Origin of the sequence: Amycolatopsis sp. lyj-109 (genome assembly GCF_046548995.1) — a bacterium.
Taxonomy (GTDB): domain Bacteria; phylum Actinomycetota; class Actinomycetes; order Mycobacteriales; family Pseudonocardiaceae; genus Amycolatopsis.
This window is the reverse complement of sequence record NZ_JAJPWR010000014.1, coordinates 72,268-86,713: the sequence shown is the minus strand read 5'-3', so window position 1 is coordinate 86,713 and position 14,446 is coordinate 72,268. Positions and strand designations below refer to the sequence as shown.

Sequence of the window (14,446 nt, the reverse complement as noted above, 5' to 3'; positions counted from 1 at the left end):
AAGGCGCGAAAGGACGGAAAGATGACGACCGGACCTCTGGACGGCGTGCGCGTGATCGACCTCTCGACCGTGGTCATGGGCCCGTACGCGGCGCAGATCCTCGGCGACCTGGGCGCCGACGTGATCAAGATCGAGTCCCCCGCGGACACCGTGCGGGTGGGCGAGTACCGCACCACGCCGGGCATGACGGCGCTGAACCTCAACGTCAACCGCAACAAGCGCAGCGTGGCCCTCAACCTCAAGGACGAGACCGAGCGCGAGCAGGCCCTCAAGCTGATCGACACCGCCGACGTGCTGATCACCAACATGCGCCCCGGCGCGCTGGCCCGGCTCGGCCTGAACTACGCCGACGTCGCCGCGCGCAACCCCCGCCTGGTCTACGCCCACGCGCAGGGCTTCCGCAGCGACTCCGACCGCGCCGGGAACGCCGCCTACGACGAGACCGTGCAGGCCTCCTCCGGCCTGGTCGACGTGGCCAACCGGGCGCTGGGCGAGCCGGTCTACCTGCCGACGATCATCGGCGACAAGGTTTCGTCGCTGACCATCGCCTACAGCGTGCTCGCCGCGCTGGTCCACCGGGACAAGACCGGCAACGGTCAGCAGATCGAGATCCCGATGACCGACACGCTGATCGCGTTCAACCTGGTCGAGCACCTCGCCGGGCACACCTACGAGCCGGCCGAAGGCCCCACCGGGTTCGCGCTGTCGATGACGAAGGGCCACGCCGCGGTCCGCACGAAGGACGGCCTCGCCTGCGTCATCCCCTACAACCCGCAGAACTTCCGCGACTTCTTCGCGGCGGCCGAGCGCCCCGACCTTGCCGAGGACCCGCGCGTGAACGGCGAGGCGATCAACCGCGCCGACAACGAGTGGCTGAGCGCGCAGATCGCGGCGTGCGCCCCGGCGCTGACCACCGAGGAGTGGGCCGAAGTGTGCGCCAAGCACAGCATCCCGATGGCCCCCGTGCTGGAACTGGACAACGCCCACGAGGACCCGTACGTCCGCGACGGCCACCTGCTGGACACCGTCGAGCACCCGAGCGAGGGCACCATCCGCACGGTCGGCATCCCGGTCAAGTTCTCCGCGACGCCCGGCTCGATCCGCCGCCTGGCCCCGCTGGCCGGCCAGGACACCGCCGAAGTCCTCGCCGAACTGGTCTGAACCACGTCGCTTTCACGTGAAAGCGGCACCTGGGAAGTGAAGTCATGAGTGAAGTGCGTACTGAACGGGTCGGCAGCACCCTGCTGATCACGATCGACCGGCCGGCGGCTCGCAACGCGGTCAACGCCGCCGTCGCGACCCGGCTGGCCGCCGCCCTCGACGAACTCGAGAGCGACCCCACGCTCCGGGCGGGCGTCCTGACCGGCGCCGAGAACACCTTCAGCGCCGGCATGGACCTCAAGGCCGCCCTCCAGGGCGAGTCACCGGAGATCCCCGGCCGCGGGTTCGGCGGCCTGACCGAAGCCGAGCTGACCAAGCCGCTGATCGCCGCCGTCGAAGGGTTCGCCATGGGCGGCGGGTTCGAACTGGCGCTGGGCTGCGACCTCATCGTCGCCAGTGAAGACGCCCAGTTCGGTCTTCCCGAGGTCAAGCGCGGCCTGATCGCCGCGGGCGGCGGTGTGATCCGGCTGCCGAAGCGGATCCCGCACCACCTCGCGATGGAGTTCCTGCTCACCGGCGAGCCCGTCACCGGCCGCCGCGCCGGCGAGCTGGGCCTGGTCAACCGCGTGACGCCGAACGGTGACGCCGCGGCCGTCGCGCTCCAGCTGGCCGAGAAGCTGGCGGAGAACGCGCCGCTCGCGCTCGCCGCCGTCAAGAAGATCGTGCGCGGCTCGGAAGCCGAAGCGTTCGCCGTGCAGCGTGAAGAGACCAAGAAACTGATGCAGTCCAACGACGTCCGCGAAGGTATGACCGCCTTCGCCGAGCGCCGTGCTCCGAAGTGGACAGGCGAATGAAGATCGAAGAAGTCCGCCGGCACGTGACGACCCCACTGACCGCCCCGGCGTTCGCGCCCGTCGTGCCGCGGTTCACGAACCGCGAGTACCTCAACATCGTCTACCGCACCGACGCCGACGCCCTGCGCGCGGTCGTCCCGGAGCCGCTGCAGGTCGAGGAACCGTTGGTGCGCTTCGAGGTCATGAAGATGGGCGACGTCTCCGGCTACGGCCCGTACACCGAGTCCGGCCAGGCGATCGAGGTCAGCTTCGACGGCGAGCGTGGCGAGTACCTGCACGCGATGTACCTCGACAACTTCCCCGCCACCGCGTCCGGCCGCGAGGTCAGCGCCTACCCGAAGACCGTGGGAAGCCCGAATCTCTATGTCGACAACGGCGTGCTCGTGGGCACGCTGGACTACGGGACGCTGCGGGTGGCCACCGCGACCATGGGCTACAAGCACCACGAGCTGGACGTCCGCGAGGCCGAACGCCAGATCACCGTCCCGACGTTCATGCTCAAGACGATCCCGGGCTACGACGGCGCCCCGCGCGTACAGGAGCTGGTCCGCACCGAGATCACCGACGTCGTGGTCAAGGAGGCCTACACCGGCCCCGCGCGGCTGCAACTGTTCCAGCACGTCCTGGCCCCGCTGGCCGACCTGCCGGTGCTCGAGGTCGTCTCCGCGAGCCACATCCTCACCGACCTGACGCTCGCCCCGGTCAAGCCGGTCTTCGACTACTTGAAGGGAGCCCAGGCATGAAGAACGCCGCAGTCATCGGCGCCGGCACCATCGGCCTGTCCTGGACGGCGCTGTTCGCCCACCACGGCCTGACCGTCCGGGTCACCGACCCCCGCCCCGATCTCGCCGACGCGGTCTCGCAGGCACTGGCCCAGTTCGCCCCGCACCTCGGCACGACCGCCGAAGAACTGGCGAGCCGCGTGCAGATCGCCGCCGACGTCACCGAAGCCGTGCAGGACGCGGATGTCGTGCAGGAGAACGGCCCCGAGAACGTCGAGTTCAAGAAGGACCTGTTCAAGCAACTCGTCGAGGAGGCTCCGGGGCACGCGCTGCTGCTGAGCTCGTCGAGCGCCATCCCCTCGACCGCCTTCACCGGCGAGATCGACGGAAGCAGGGTCCTCATCGGACACCCGTTCAACCCGCCGCACCTGATCCCCCTGGTCGAGGTCGTCCCCGGCGAGCGCACCAGCGACGAGTCCGTGCAGCAGGCGGTGGACTTCTACACCTTCCTCGGCCGCACGCCGGTCGTGGAGCGCAAGGAGATCCCCGGGTTCGTCGGCAACCGGCTGCAGAACGCGCTCAGCCGCGAGGCGATCTACCTCGTCGAGCAGGGCGTCGTGACGCCGGAAGACCTCGACAAGGTGATCACGAATTCGCTCGGCATCCGCTGGGCCACGGTCGGGCCGTTTCTCGGCTCGCACCTCGGCGGTGGCCCCGGTGGCTACCGGCACATGGCCGAGCACATCGGCAAGTCCATGAAGAAGATGTGGGCCGGGCTGGGCACCCCCAGCCAGAGCCCCGAAGAGCAGGAACAGCTCATCGAAGCTGTCGAAAAGGCTTACGGCTCCTCCACGTACTCGGAACTCGCCGAGACGCGCGACCGCAAGCAGCTCGCAGTGTTGAACGCAGTGGAGGAGAACTGAAATGGAACCCCTGAAGGACAAGCTCACCGCCGACTTCTACGACTTCGAGGCGCTGCTGCCGGACGACGAGCGCAAGCTGCTCGTCAAGGCACGCGAACTCATGCGCAACGACGTCAAGCCGCTGGTCAACGAGAACTGGGAAGCCGGCACCTTCCCGAAGGAACTGATCGGGATGTTCCGCGACTCCGGTCTCGCGGGCCTGCCGTACGAGGGCTACGGCGAGCACAAGCCCGCCGTCAGCAACCTCCTCAACGGCATGATGGCGATGGAGATGAGCCGCACCGACGCTTCCGTCGCGACGTTCTTCGGTGTCCACAACGGACTCGCGATGTACTCCATCCACAGCGGCGGCAGCCAGGAGCAGCGCGACCGCTGGCTCCCGGAGATGGCGGCGATGGACAAGATCGGCGCGTTCGCGATGACCGAGCCGCTCGGCGGCTCCGACGTCGCGGGCGGCATGCGCACCACGGCCAAGCGAGACGGAGAGAGCTGGGTCCTGAACGGCGCCAAGAAGTGGATCGGCAACGCGACCTTCGCCGACTACATCGTGGTGTGGGCGCGTGACGTCGACGACAACCACGTCAAGGGCTTCGTCGTCGAGAAGGGCACGCCGGGCTTCGTGGCGAAGAAGATCCAGGGCAAGACGGCGTTCCGGATCGTCGAAAACGCCGAAATCACCCTGACCGACGTCCGCGTGCCGGAGGAGAACCGCCTGCAGCGCATCGACTCCTTCCGCGACGTCGCCGAGATCCTGCGCGCCACCCGCGGCGGCGTGGCCTGGCAGGCGCTGGGCGTGATGGTCGGCGCCTACGAGCTCGCGCTGGACTACGCCAAGGAGCGCACGCAGTTCGGCCGGCCGATCGCCCGCTTCCAGCTGGTGCAGGACCTGCTCGTGAAGAGCCTGGGCAACATCACCGCTTCCTGGGGCATGCTGGTGCAGCTCGCCCGCCTGCAGGACGCGGGGATCTTCCAGGACGAGCACTCGTCGCTGGCCAAGGCGTTCGTCACCGCGCGGATGCGCGAGGTCGTCGCCTGGAGCCGGGAGATCTTCGGCGGCAACGGGATCGTGCTCGAGTACGACGTCGCGCGGTTCTTCGCCGACGCCGAGGCGATCTACTCCTTCGAGGGCACCCGCGAGATGAACACCCTGATCGTCGGCAAGGCGATCACCGGGCAGTCCGCGTTCGTGTGATCGGTCAGTTCACGCAGCCGGCGGCCGTACTGGTCGCCGGCTGCTTCGTGTTCGCCGAAGTACCCGGCGTCTTCGTGCCGGTGGCGGCCACCGGCTTCACGCCGCCGGTCGTGTCGTCGCCCGACGCCTGGACCGCCGCGGTGCTGATCGTCGTGCGCACGAACTGCTGGACCTGCGCCGGGTCGACCTTCACCGCGTCGCCGTCGGACGGCGTCGACAGGGACAGGCTCTGCACCGGGATGGTGGCGAACGCGATCGCGCCCGAAGACATCCCCCGCAGCTGCTGCGCGAAGCTCAGGATGTCCCAGCCCTTGTCCAGCACCACCGAGCCCTGCACCGCGCCGACCAGGGAGCTCAGCTTCGACGGGTCGGTGAACGTGCCCGCGCTCAGCACCTTCTTCGCCATCCCGGACAGGAATGCCTGCTGCCGCGCGATGCGGTCGAGGTCGCTGGTCAACCCGTGGCGCTGCCGGACGAAGGCGAGCGCCTGCGCCCCGGACAGGGTCTGCGTCCCGGCGGGGAAGTCCGCGCCGGAGTAGTTGTCGTGCACCGGTGCCTTGAGGCAGACCTCGACGCCGCCGACGGCCTGCGACAGCGCGTCGAAGCCCGCGAGGTTGATCGCCGCGTAGTGGTTGATGGTCAGCCCGGTGAACTTCTCGACCGTCTGGATCGCCGTCTTCGCGCCCGCCTCGTTCGCCGCCACCTCCAGCTGCGCGCCGGAGAGCCCTTGGGTCCGCAAACCGGACATCGAGGCGTTCTTGCCACGACTGTAGGCCGAATTGATCTTGTGCTTGCCGTAGCCGCCCGCGATGTCCACATAGGAATCGCGCGGGATCGAGATCGCGGTGGCCGCGGCGCCGCCCGCCGGGATGTGGACCACGATCATCGTGTCGGTGGTGTCACCGCCATCGTCGCCACCACCGGCGTGGAGGGCGTCGAGCACGTTCTGCGGCAACGGGTTGCCGTACGTGTCGGTGCGCGCGTCGATCCCGACGAGCAGGATGTTCTGGGCGACCTTCAGCGGCTCGCCGGGCGGGGTGTCGTCGTTGTCGACCTGCGCGGCCGGCGGGATGACGTCGGCGGTGACGATGCCGGCGTCCAGGGAACTCAGCTGGGTCCACAGGTAGCCGGTGGCGCCGAGCACCACCGTCGAGACGACGCCGAGCGCGACCCGGCCGCCGATGCGGCTCCCCCGCGACGACAACAGCACGACGTTCCCCTTGCTTCCCTGTGTTTCCCCTCCTTCGAGGATCACCGGGTTTGCTGGGAATCAGCTGAGAAAGTTGTCGGGATGCTGTGACGCTGCCCGATCGGCCGAGCAGAATCCGCCCCATCGCCGGGTTTTGCGACGCACTGTGAGGATGCGCGCACGAGAACGTGCTGTGGCACCGGACACAGTGGCCGGTGCTATCGCGTCACCGCGGCAGTTTGCGCCAGATCGCGCGGGGCAGAAGGCGCATCACGAAGAAGACCGGACGGAGTATTCCGGGCACCCAGACGACCCCGCGGCCGCGGCGCAGGGCCGCGACGGTCGCTTCGGCCACCTGGTTCGGCGTGCTGGAGAACGGCGCGGGTGTCATGCCCTCGGTCATCCGGCCGATCACGAAGCCGGGCCGGACGAGCAGCAGGTGGACGCCGGAGCCCTCCAACGCGTCGGCGAGTCCGCTCGCGAAGCCGTCGAGGCCGGCCTTCGCCGAGCCGTAGACGTAGTTCGCGCGGCGCACCCGCACCCCGGCCACCGACGAGAACACGACGAGCCGGCCGTGCCCCTGCGCGCGCAGCAGGTTCGTGGCGTGGGTCAGCACGCCGACCTGGGCGACGTAGTCGGTGTGCACGATCGCGGCGGCGTGGGCACTGTCCTGTTCGGCGCGCGCTTGGTCGCCGAGGATGCCGAAGGCGAGCACGACGGTCTCGAGCGGCCCGTGCCCGGCCACCACCTTCTCGAGGAAGGGACCGTGCGCGGCGAGGTCGTCGGCGTCGAACTCGGCCGTTTCCACCGTCTCGGCGCCGGCTTCGCGCAGCGCGGCGACCTCCCCGGTCAGGTCCGTACCCGGGCGCGCGGCCAGCACGAACCGCCGTGTGTCCCCGCTGACCAGGCGTTTCGCCACGGCCAGCCCGATCTCGCTGCGTCCGCCGAGTACTAAAACCGTTCCGCTCACCCCTGCATTTTCTCAGCCCCGGTGCGCTAGCGTGCCGGGGTGGGGCACGCCCAGGATTTCGAGACGCTCGTCGAACGGCACCGCCGGGAGATCCAGGTGCACTGCTACCGGATGCTCGGTTCCCTGGCCGACGCCGAAGACCTCACGCAGGAGACGTTCCTGCGCGCGTGGAAGGGCCGCGACGGGTTCGAGGGCCGGGCGAGCGAGCGCACCTGGCTCTACCGGATCGCGACGAACGCCTGTCTCGACGTCCTCGCCCGCCGTCCGCGGCGGGTGCTGCCCGACCAGCTCGGCCCGGCGGGGGAACCGGTGGGCCCGATCGAGGCCGCCGATCTGCCGTGGCTGGAGCCGTACCCGGACCGGCTGCTCGAGGGCGCGGCCCCGGACGACACGGGTGCGGCGGTGGTCGAGCGGGAGACGATCGAGCTGGCCTACCTCGCCGCCGTCCAGTACCTGCCGCCGCGCCAGCGGGCGGCGCTGATCCTGCGGGACGTGCTCGGCTGGTCGGCGAAGGAGACGGCGGCGTCGCTGGAGACGAGCGTGGCGTCGGCGAACAGCGCGCTCCAGCGAGCTCGCGCGACGTTGCGTGAGCGGTTGCCCGCGCGGCGTGCAGAGTGGACGGCCGGCGACCCGACGGCCGGGGAAACAGCGCTGCTGAAGCGGTTCATCGCCGCGTACGAAGCCGGTGACCCGGCCGCGGTGGCCCGGCTCCTGCACGAAGACGCCCAGGCGATCATGCCGCCGTACACGTTGTGGTTCGGCAACCGCGCTTCGATCATCCGGGCGCTCTCACTCTCGCTGGACCCGGCGTCGCCGGACTGCGTCGGGCGGTTCCGGATGCGGCCGGTGGGCGCCAACCGCCAGCCCGCGGTGGCCACGTACCTGCGGCGCCCAGGAGAGCACGATTACCGGTGGTTCGGGGTCACCCTGCTCACCTTCGAGGCCGGGGCGATCACGGCGATGGCCGCGTTCGAAGCAGTCCCGGCCGCGGCGTGGGACCTGCCCGGGACGTGGCCCGCCGAGCACGATGACCACGGGCCCGCCGGAAAGATGCAAAGCGGCGCATAGATTTCGCGCACCGAAAAAAGCCCGGGTGGGTGATTCACGAGGAATCACCCACCCGGGCGCGCGCACGTCCGGAATCGAATTTCTTCCGGATTCGCTTGTTGTGCTCGAGGCCGCCGGGAAGAGGTCACCGGGCGGCGCGTCAGGCCACTCGGTGCCGCTCAGGCGCGGTACGCACCAGCCGGCGGCGTTCGTCCGCGGTGATGCCGCCGAAGACGCCGTGGTCAAGGCCGTTGTCGAGCGCGTAACCGAGGCATTCGGCGCGCACGGGGCAGCGCGCGCACACGGCCTTCGCCTGCGCCGTCTGCCGGGCGCCGGGGCCGACCTCGGAGATCGGGAAGAACAGTTCCGGGTCCTCGTCCTTACAGGCCGCGACTTCCGCCCAGCCCGTCATCGTGGCTTCCATTTTCTTCATTCACCTCCCTTACTCTTACTGCTTCTTTCGGGGGCTCCGGGTGGCGGAGCCCCCGGCCGGGGCGAAGCCCCGTATGTCACTGCTTCCCATTGTTGGGGCGCGTCAACCGACTTGATTCCGGCGAACGCGCGAGCGTATCCGCCTGGGTCAAGGGGGTTTTGGCTTCGGTCCCCGGCTCACCCTCCGGGCAACCAAGACTGCAACACATGAGACTACGCCCTTCTTCCCGGGATCTCGATGTCGATCACATCACCCGATCGGCGACGTCCCCGGCCGCCGAGGGGCGGCGGGCCGGCTGTCACCGGTCCGCATCCGCCTTGTCCGGTACGGGTTTCCGGTCGGACGTGATCGAAACGCCGCCGTCGGGAGCCGGGTCTTCCGCGTGTCCGGAATCCGCCGTTCGCGGACGCGCGCGTCGCTGATCGCCGACGAATCCCGGCTGCGGCCGTGACCGTTCGTCACGAGCCGTCACCGAAGCAACGCGGTCCATTACTCCTACCGAGCAGTCTTGATCGAATCGTTACACGTAGCGGTCAACTCAGCGCACCTGTCCTTGTGAGGGCGAGGGGTGGTGGGGATCCGTGTGCGGTCACGACGAGTTCGACGCGTTCTTCCGCGCCGAATTCCCGGCCCTCGTGGCGTTCCTCTGCAAGGCCGGGTTCGAGGTCGAGACGGCGCGGGACGTCGCCGCCGAGGCGATGCTGCACGCGCTGGAGGCGTGGCCGACCGCCGAGGACCCGCGGGCCTGGGTGCGCCGGGTCGCCGGGCGGCTGATCGACGCCCCGGGCCACGCGCGAGCGGACTGGGCCCTGGCGGGCGACCCGCGGGAGGACGAGGAGCTCGCCGGGCTGGTCGAGCCGCACGCGGGGCTGATCGACCTGCTCGCCGCCCTTCCGGGCAAGCAGCGGATGGTCCTGGCGTGGTCGCTCGACGGGTTCACGCCGTCCCAGATCGCGGAGGCGCTCCGGGTCGCCCCCGCCACCGTCCGTTCCACCCTCCGCCACGTGCGGGAACGCCTCAGGCGACTCCGGGCCGCTCGGCCCGGTGACCAGCGGTACAGGGAAAGGTGAGCGAAATGCCGGCAACCGACTACGGGGATCGGGCGATCACCGAGCAGCTGCGGGAGTCCAACGCCGCCCTGCACGACTCGCTGCGTGCCGGGCTCGACGTGGAGGGCGCCCTGCTGCGGGTGCGCAGCCGGGCGCTCGTCCGGGAGATCGCGTCGGCGCAGCCCCCTGAAGCGTTCCCGCCGCACTGGCGGCGTCACGACGAGCCGGTCGCCGCCGCGATCGCCGGCGACGACGCCGCCACCGCGCGGCTGCTCGCCACCATCCGGCCCCTGGTGGTCCGCTACTGCCGGGCCCGCGTCGGCCGGCACGAGCGATCGTTCACCTCGGCGGACGACGTCGCCCAGGAGGTCTGCCTCGCCGTGCTCACCGCGCTGCCGTCCTACCACGACCAGGGCCGCCCGTTCCTGGCGTTCGTCTACGGCATCGCCCAGCACAAGGTGGCCGACGCCCACCGCGCCGCGGCCCGCAACCGCAGCGACCCGGTGTCCGAGGTTCCGGACGGCGTCAGCGAGACCGCCGATCCGGAGCAGCGGGCGCTGCGGTTCGAACTGAACGAGCGGCTGGCCCGGCTGCTGGACGTGTTGCCGCTGAAACAGCGGGAGATCGTGGTGCTGCGGATCGTGGTCGGGCTGTCGGCGGAGGAGACCGCCGCGGCGGTGGGGTCCACGCCCGGTGCCGTCCGGGTCGCGCAGCACCGTGCGCTCGGCCGCCTGCGCCGCTTGCTGAGGGGCGAAGAGAGTTAACGCCGGACGCGATCGAGGACGAACTCCGCCAACGCCGCCGCCGGGCCCTCCATCGACTCCCGGGCCAGCAGCATGAACTCGATGTCGCCGGGTTCGGGCAGGCCGTCGAGCTCGGTCAGGTCGGCCGGGACCAGGCTGCGCGCGTGCAGGGTGACGCCCAGGCCGGCCGCCGCCGCGGCGCGCAGGCCGGTGAGGCTCGACGTCTGGCACGCCGCGCGCCACTCCAGGCCGGCGCGCTCGAGGCACTCCACCGCCAGCTGCCGCGTGATCGACGGCATGGGGTACTGCACCAGCGGCACCGGCTGGCCCGGTTCCAGCACGGTCGCCGCCGACCCGATCCAGACCAGCGGCTCCCGCCAGAGCAGCCGGCCGTGGTGCGCGCCCGGGCGGCGTTTGCCCAGCACCAGGTCGAGCTGCCCGGAGCGCAGCCGCTGCGCCAGGACGTCCGACAGCTCGACGGTCAGTTCGACGTCCACCAGCGGGTGACTGCGGCGCAGCCGGTGCAGGATCTCCGGCAGCTCACCGAGCGCGAAGTCCTCCGAGACGCCGAAGCGCACGCGGCCACGCAGTTCGGCGCCGCGGAAGTGCCGTTCCGCGCGCTCTTCGGTGTCGACGATCGTCTGCGCGAACCCGAGCATCGCCTGCCCGCGCGGGGTGAGTTCGACGGTGTGGGTGTCGCGGGCGAAGAGCAGGCCGCCGGAGTCGCGCTCGAGCCGTCGCACGTGCTGGCTGACGGTCGGCTGGCCGACGCCGAGCCGCCGCGCGGCCGCGGTGAAGCTGCGCGTCTCGGCGACGGCGAGGAACGAACGGCACAGGCGAGGGTCCAGCACCGGGTGAGCTTATCGCGATCCGCGATGACAGTCAGTCCGGTCATCGGGGTTCCGAATGAGCGCGGGGTCGCCGAGAATTGCCGTGGAAGGAGATCCATGTCCCGGTTACGTCTCGACCCGTTCGTCCTCGCGATCCTCACCACCGTCGGCGTCGCCACCCTGCTGCCAGCTTCGGGCGCGGTGGCCGGCGGCTTCGGCGTCGCCACCACGCTCGCCGTCGGCCTGCTGTTCTTCCTGTACGGCGCCCGGCTGTCGACGCAGGAAGCCCTCGAAGGGCTGCGGCACTGGCGGCTGCACGCGGTGGTCCTCGCGGCGACGTTCGTCCTGTTCCCGCTGCTCGGCCTGGCGCTGTTCCTGCTGCCGGCGTCGGTGCTGCCGGCCCAGCTGGCGGCCGGGGTGCTGTTCCTGGCGGTACTGCCCTCGACGGTGCAGTCGTCGATCGCGTTCACCTCGATCGCCCGCGGCAACGTCGCGGCGGCGATCTGCAGCGCGTCGCTGTCCAACCTGGCCGGCATCGTGCTGACCCCGCTGCTGGTGGCGCTGCTGCTGGCCGGCGACGGCGCGGGCGTCGACGGTTCGGCCGTGCTCGGGATCGTGCTGCAGCTGCTGGCGCCGTTCGTGGCGGGCCAGGTCGCCCGCCGCTGGATCGGCGGCTGGATCACCCGCCACGCGGCACCGCTGAAGCTGGTCGATCGCGGTTCGATCCTCCTGGTGGTCTACACGGCGTTCAGCGCGGGCATGACCGAGGGCATCTGGCACCGGCTCGACTTCGGTCACCTCCTGGTGCTGGTCGTGGTGTGCGGAGTACTGCTCGCGGCGGTGCTGGCCGCGACGGGCCGGGGCGCCCGGCTGCTGGGCTTCACCCGTGCGGACCGGATCACCATCGTGTTCTGCGGGTCGAAGAAGAGCCTGGCCAGCGGCCTGCCGATGGCGACGGTGCTGTTCGGGCACGCTCAGGTGGGGCTGATCGTGCTGCCACTGATGCTGTTCCACCAGATCCAGCTGATCGTCTGCGCCACCCTGGCGCGCCGGTACGCGGCCGAGGAGGAGCGGGAACTGCTGCCGGCCTGATTCTCTTGTGGACGGTCACCCCACCAGGACGTTCTTGTAGAAGATGTTGGCGTAGCGGTTGACGTTGTCCATGCTGCTGCGCGAACCGAACCCGAGGAACAGTCGCGTCTCGCCGTCGGCCGTGCGGTAGACGGCGAGTCCCTCGGGTTCGCGGAAGAGCAGCGACTCGCCCGCCCTGGTGATGTCGCGGGCCTGCACCGTTCCGGTGTTCATGTCGATGCGCGTCACGTACGAATCGATGTCCGCCGGATCGGCGTGCCCGGATCCATCCAATGTGTACAAACTGCTGCCGAGGATCGTGTAGCCCTGGAAGACCACGCTCGTCGTGCTCAGCGCAGGCTGCGGAAAGTGCGCCAGCGGCTTCGAGAAGTCGCCGGCGGCAGCGGCGGCGAGCGGGTACACGCTGTACCACATCCGGCCGCCTTCACTGCGGCGTACGGCAATCCGCTGGTACACCGGGTCGGTCGCGCAGGTGATCGTCTTGCTGCCGGTGAGGAACTTCTTCATCGACGGTGTGCCGCCATCGGCGAACTTGAAGCGCGCCAGCGCGGTGCCGCGAGCGTCGGTGGTCGTGCCGTCGGCGTCGCACTCCATCCAGATGTAGGACGCCGTCCCGACCGGTTCCACCCCGATCGACACGCCGTGCCCGGCGTGGGCGACGTGCATCGAGCCGAGCAGTTCGCCACTGAAGCTGAGCTGGTTGATGCACAGGTCATCGCCGGAGGTGCCGTTCTGCGCCTGGACGACGAAGAGGCGCCGGTTCACGTTGTCGAAGGCGAAGCCCTGCATCACGTGGTGCGACTCGTGCAGCATCTTGCTGCGGAACAGATCCGAGGACGGCTTGGTGATGTCGATGTAGGGCGATGCCGGAATGCCGTCGCCCTCGGCCGCGGCGGGGCCGGCGAGCAGGGCACCGGCCCCGAGCGCGGCGGCCGTCGCGGCTCCCGCGCGGAACAGCGACCGCCGGGAAAGCGCTCTCGAAGTGATGCACGGGACGGGATTCTGCGGCACGGCTCGCCTCCTGGTTCGAACGACGGCGAGAGCGTCCATCGGCCGCGTACAGACGTCGTACAAGCCGGATGTACGAGGTAACGGCAGAGTGCGGCGCAGCGATGCGGGTGCATCACAGCTCTGGAGGGAAATCCATGGGGAACAAAGCACGAACCGCACTCGCCGCACTGGCGGGCGCCGCAGCGGTCACGGCGGGCGCGGTGGCGTTCGCGGGCGCGTCGAGCGCGGCCGGGCCGTCACCGGCGCCGTTCGTCCAGGCGGCGCAGGCCACCTGCGTGGTCGACGGCAGCGGCTACTGCACGGTGTCGCACAGCCTCGGCGCGATACCGGAGGCGATCCTGGTTACGCCGATCATGCCGGACGCGAGTTACGGGTACCTGCTCGGCACGGTGCAGGGTTCCTACACCACCACCACATTCCGGGTGCGGGCACTGACCGGCCAGGACACGCCGAAGACGTACAGCCAGATCTGGTTCAGTTACGCGGTCTACGCGCCGCCCTCGACACCGGGCTCCTCGACTCCGCCGGTCACCTCGTGGGAACCGCCGACGGACACCACCACCCAGCAGCCGCCGCCCAGCACGACCGTTAGCCCTACCTGAACGGAATCCGCGGTTTTCGCCCTGCCCGCCGGGACTTTCCGTCAACGCGGGCGGGGCGAAGGCTTTTTTCCCAGCTCCTCGGCGAAAATCGCGTCGACGCGCGAACCCGCGCGCCGCAATGCGCGCACGGCAGCGCGAATCAGGTAGCCGGCCACGAACACGAGCAACAGTGTCAGGCCGATCATCCCGGGGTTCGCCACGACGACCTCCCGGTACTCGTGTGCGAGGTAGCCCAAGCCGGCTCCCGCGGTGAACGCGTTCAGCAACGCCAGCCGGGTCACCCCGGCACGGGACGAGGTGGCAAAGCCCATTGCTTACTCCCGCCGTTCCGGTCAGCGGTGACGCCCTTGCAACCTAGACGAGCGTGCGCCGGTCGGAGGCCACTTCAACCTGTTTGGCCTACCGGATCTGCCCGGATGGCCGCTGTGATAACTTGAAGCGAACTGAGTGTTCTGTGCACATGCAAACTTCGGTTGCTTGCACACGCCGGGGTGAGGGGGCGGTAGCTCAGTTGGTTAGAGCAGGGGACTCATAATCCCTTGGCCGCGGGTTCGAGCCCCGCCCGCCCCACGATCGAGTGGGCGAGGTGTGCGCGCGGAAAGCGCGCGCCAACCTCGCTCGTCGTACCCCCTGGGGGTGCAACCCCCAGACCCCGCCCGGCGGGCTCTGGCCCCCGGACCCCCGTCGT

Annotated in this window: 16 protein-coding genes and 1 tRNA gene; 11 read left to right on the top strand and 6 right to left on the bottom strand. The window is 70.0% G+C overall.

Features of this window, described 5'->3' with window-relative positions; all coding sequences use genetic code 11:
• The first annotated feature begins 21 nt into the window (after positions 1-21).
• Genes ACLJQF_RS29130 through ACLJQF_RS29110 form a run of 5 tightly spaced genes read left to right on the top strand, consistent with a single transcriptional unit; the run spans position 22 to position 4,792 of the window.
• Entirely contained in the window at positions 22-1,161 is a 1,140-nt protein-coding gene (locus tag ACLJQF_RS29130) for a CaiB/BaiF CoA transferase family protein (RefSeq protein WP_410613451.1), read from the top strand.
• Positions 1,162-1,205: 44 nt separating this feature from the next.
• The gene (locus ACLJQF_RS29125) at positions 1,206-1,955 is read left to right on the top strand and encodes a crotonase/enoyl-CoA hydratase family protein (RefSeq protein WP_410613449.1); all 750 of its coding nucleotides are present in this window, start codon (positions 1,206-1,208) and stop codon (positions 1,953-1,955) included.
• Positions 1,952-2,698: an acetoacetate decarboxylase gene (locus tag ACLJQF_RS29120; RefSeq protein ID WP_410613447.1), complete on the top strand. Its 747-nt coding sequence runs from the start codon at positions 1,952-1,954 to the stop codon at positions 2,696-2,698. Before ACLJQF_RS29125 ends, ACLJQF_RS29120 begins: the two co-directional genes overlap by 4 nt.
• On the top strand, positions 2,695-3,600 hold the full coding sequence (locus ACLJQF_RS29115; protein ID WP_410613445.1) for a 3-hydroxyacyl-CoA dehydrogenase NAD-binding domain-containing protein: 906 nt from the start codon (positions 2,695-2,697) through the stop codon (positions 3,598-3,600). Before ACLJQF_RS29120 ends, ACLJQF_RS29115 begins: the two co-directional genes overlap by 4 nt.
• A 1-nt stretch (position 3,601) precedes the next feature.
• On the top strand, positions 3,602-4,792 hold the full coding sequence (locus ACLJQF_RS29110; protein WP_410613443.1) for an acyl-CoA dehydrogenase family protein: 1,191 nt from the start codon (positions 3,602-3,604) through the stop codon (positions 4,790-4,792).
• Positions 4,793-4,796: 4 nt separating this feature from the next.
• On the opposite strand, the gene ACLJQF_RS29105 is transcribed toward ACLJQF_RS29110, so the two are convergent.
• A complete protein-coding gene (locus tag ACLJQF_RS29105; RefSeq protein ID WP_410613441.1) occupies positions 4,797-6,002 on the bottom strand; it encodes an LCP family protein in 1,206 nt (401 codons plus the stop codon).
• Positions 6,003-6,207: 205 nt separating this feature from the next.
• On the bottom strand, positions 6,208-6,951 hold the full coding sequence (locus ACLJQF_RS29100) for an SDR family NAD(P)-dependent oxidoreductase (RefSeq protein WP_410613439.1): 744 nt from the start codon (positions 6,949-6,951) through the stop codon (positions 6,208-6,210).
• A 39-nt stretch (positions 6,952-6,990) separates the two neighbouring features.
• Here ACLJQF_RS29100 and ACLJQF_RS29095 point away from each other — a divergent pair, with 39 nt between their 5' ends.
• Complete coding sequence (locus ACLJQF_RS29095; RefSeq protein ID WP_410613438.1) at positions 6,991-8,019, top strand: RNA polymerase subunit sigma-70; 1,029 nt, start codon at positions 6,991-6,993, stop codon at positions 8,017-8,019.
• A gap of 139 nt (positions 8,020-8,158) precedes the next feature.
• Here the strand turns inward: ACLJQF_RS29095 and ACLJQF_RS29090 are convergent, their stop codons facing one another.
• Positions 8,159-8,422, bottom strand: a complete 264-nt coding sequence (locus ACLJQF_RS29090; RefSeq protein WP_410613677.1) for a WhiB family transcriptional regulator — start codon at positions 8,420-8,422, stop codon at positions 8,159-8,161.
• A gap of 590 nt (positions 8,423-9,012) precedes the next feature.
• Here ACLJQF_RS29090 and ACLJQF_RS29085 point away from each other — a divergent pair.
• Positions 9,013-9,501 carry an RNA polymerase sigma factor gene (locus tag ACLJQF_RS29085; RefSeq protein WP_410613436.1) on the top strand — a complete coding sequence of 163 codons (489 nt, stop codon included), beginning with the start codon at positions 9,013-9,015 and terminating at the stop codon, positions 9,499-9,501.
• Between the two features lie 146 nt (positions 9,502-9,647).
• Positions 9,648-10,244, top strand: a complete 597-nt coding sequence (shbA, locus tag ACLJQF_RS29080; protein ID WP_410613676.1) for an RNA polymerase sigma factor ShbA — start codon at positions 9,648-9,650, stop codon at positions 10,242-10,244.
• On the opposite strand, the gene ACLJQF_RS29075 is transcribed toward shbA, so the two are convergent.
• Entirely contained in the window at positions 10,241-11,074 is an 834-nt protein-coding gene (locus ACLJQF_RS29075; RefSeq protein WP_410613434.1) for a LysR substrate-binding domain-containing protein, read from the bottom strand. The genes shbA and ACLJQF_RS29075 overlap by 4 nt on opposite strands.
• 96 nt (positions 11,075-11,170) lie before the next feature.
• Between ACLJQF_RS29075 and ACLJQF_RS29070 the strand changes: the two genes are divergently transcribed.
• Complete coding sequence (locus ACLJQF_RS29070) at positions 11,171-12,145, top strand: bile acid:sodium symporter family protein (protein ID WP_410613432.1); 975 nt, start codon at positions 11,171-11,173, stop codon at positions 12,143-12,145.
• Between the two features lie 15 nt (positions 12,146-12,160).
• On the opposite strand, the gene ACLJQF_RS29065 is transcribed toward ACLJQF_RS29070, so the two are convergent.
• Positions 12,161-13,156, bottom strand: a complete 996-nt coding sequence (locus ACLJQF_RS29065; protein ID WP_410613430.1) for a teichoic acid biosynthesis protein C — start codon at positions 13,154-13,156, stop codon at positions 12,161-12,163.
• A 134-nt stretch (positions 13,157-13,290) separates the two neighbouring features.
• Here ACLJQF_RS29065 and ACLJQF_RS29060 point away from each other — a divergent pair, with 134 nt between their 5' ends.
• Positions 13,291-13,758, top strand: a complete 468-nt coding sequence (locus ACLJQF_RS29060; protein ID WP_410613428.1) for a hypothetical protein — start codon at positions 13,291-13,293, stop codon at positions 13,756-13,758.
• A gap of 41 nt (positions 13,759-13,799) precedes the next feature.
• Here ACLJQF_RS29060 and ACLJQF_RS29055 read toward each other — a convergent pair whose 3' ends face one another.
• Positions 13,800-14,039 carry a hypothetical protein gene (locus tag ACLJQF_RS29055; RefSeq protein ID WP_410613426.1) on the bottom strand — a complete coding sequence of 80 codons (240 nt, stop codon included), beginning with the start codon at positions 14,037-14,039 and terminating at the stop codon, positions 13,800-13,802.
• Between the two features lie 215 nt (positions 14,040-14,254).
• Here ACLJQF_RS29055 and ACLJQF_RS29050 point away from each other — a divergent pair.
• Positions 14,255-14,328 (top strand) — tRNA-Ile (locus ACLJQF_RS29050).
• Positions 14,329-14,446 lie beyond the last annotated feature (118 nt).

Coding starts and splice junctions, on each gene's coding strand:
- ACLJQF_RS29130 (WP_410613451.1), top strand. CDS start 22: ATGACGACCGGACCTCTGGACGGCGTGCGCGTGATCGACCTCTCGACC.
- ACLJQF_RS29125 (WP_410613449.1), top strand. CDS start 1,206: ATGAGTGAAGTGCGTACTGAACGGGTCGGCAGCACCCTGCTGATCACG.
- ACLJQF_RS29120 (WP_410613447.1), top strand. CDS start 1,952: ATGAAGATCGAAGAAGTCCGCCGGCACGTGACGACCCCACTGACCGCC.
- ACLJQF_RS29115 (WP_410613445.1), top strand. CDS start 2,695: ATGAAGAACGCCGCAGTCATCGGCGCCGGCACCATCGGCCTGTCCTGG.
- ACLJQF_RS29110 (WP_410613443.1), top strand. CDS start 3,602: ATGGAACCCCTGAAGGACAAGCTCACCGCCGACTTCTACGACTTCGAG.
- ACLJQF_RS29090 (WP_410613677.1), bottom strand. CDS start 8,422: ATGGAAGCCACGATGACGGGCTGGGCGGAAGTCGCGGCCTGTAAGGAC.
- ACLJQF_RS29070 (WP_410613432.1), top strand. CDS start 11,171: ATGTCCCGGTTACGTCTCGACCCGTTCGTCCTCGCGATCCTCACCACC.
- ACLJQF_RS29060 (WP_410613428.1), top strand. CDS start 13,291: ATGGGGAACAAAGCACGAACCGCACTCGCCGCACTGGCGGGCGCCGCA.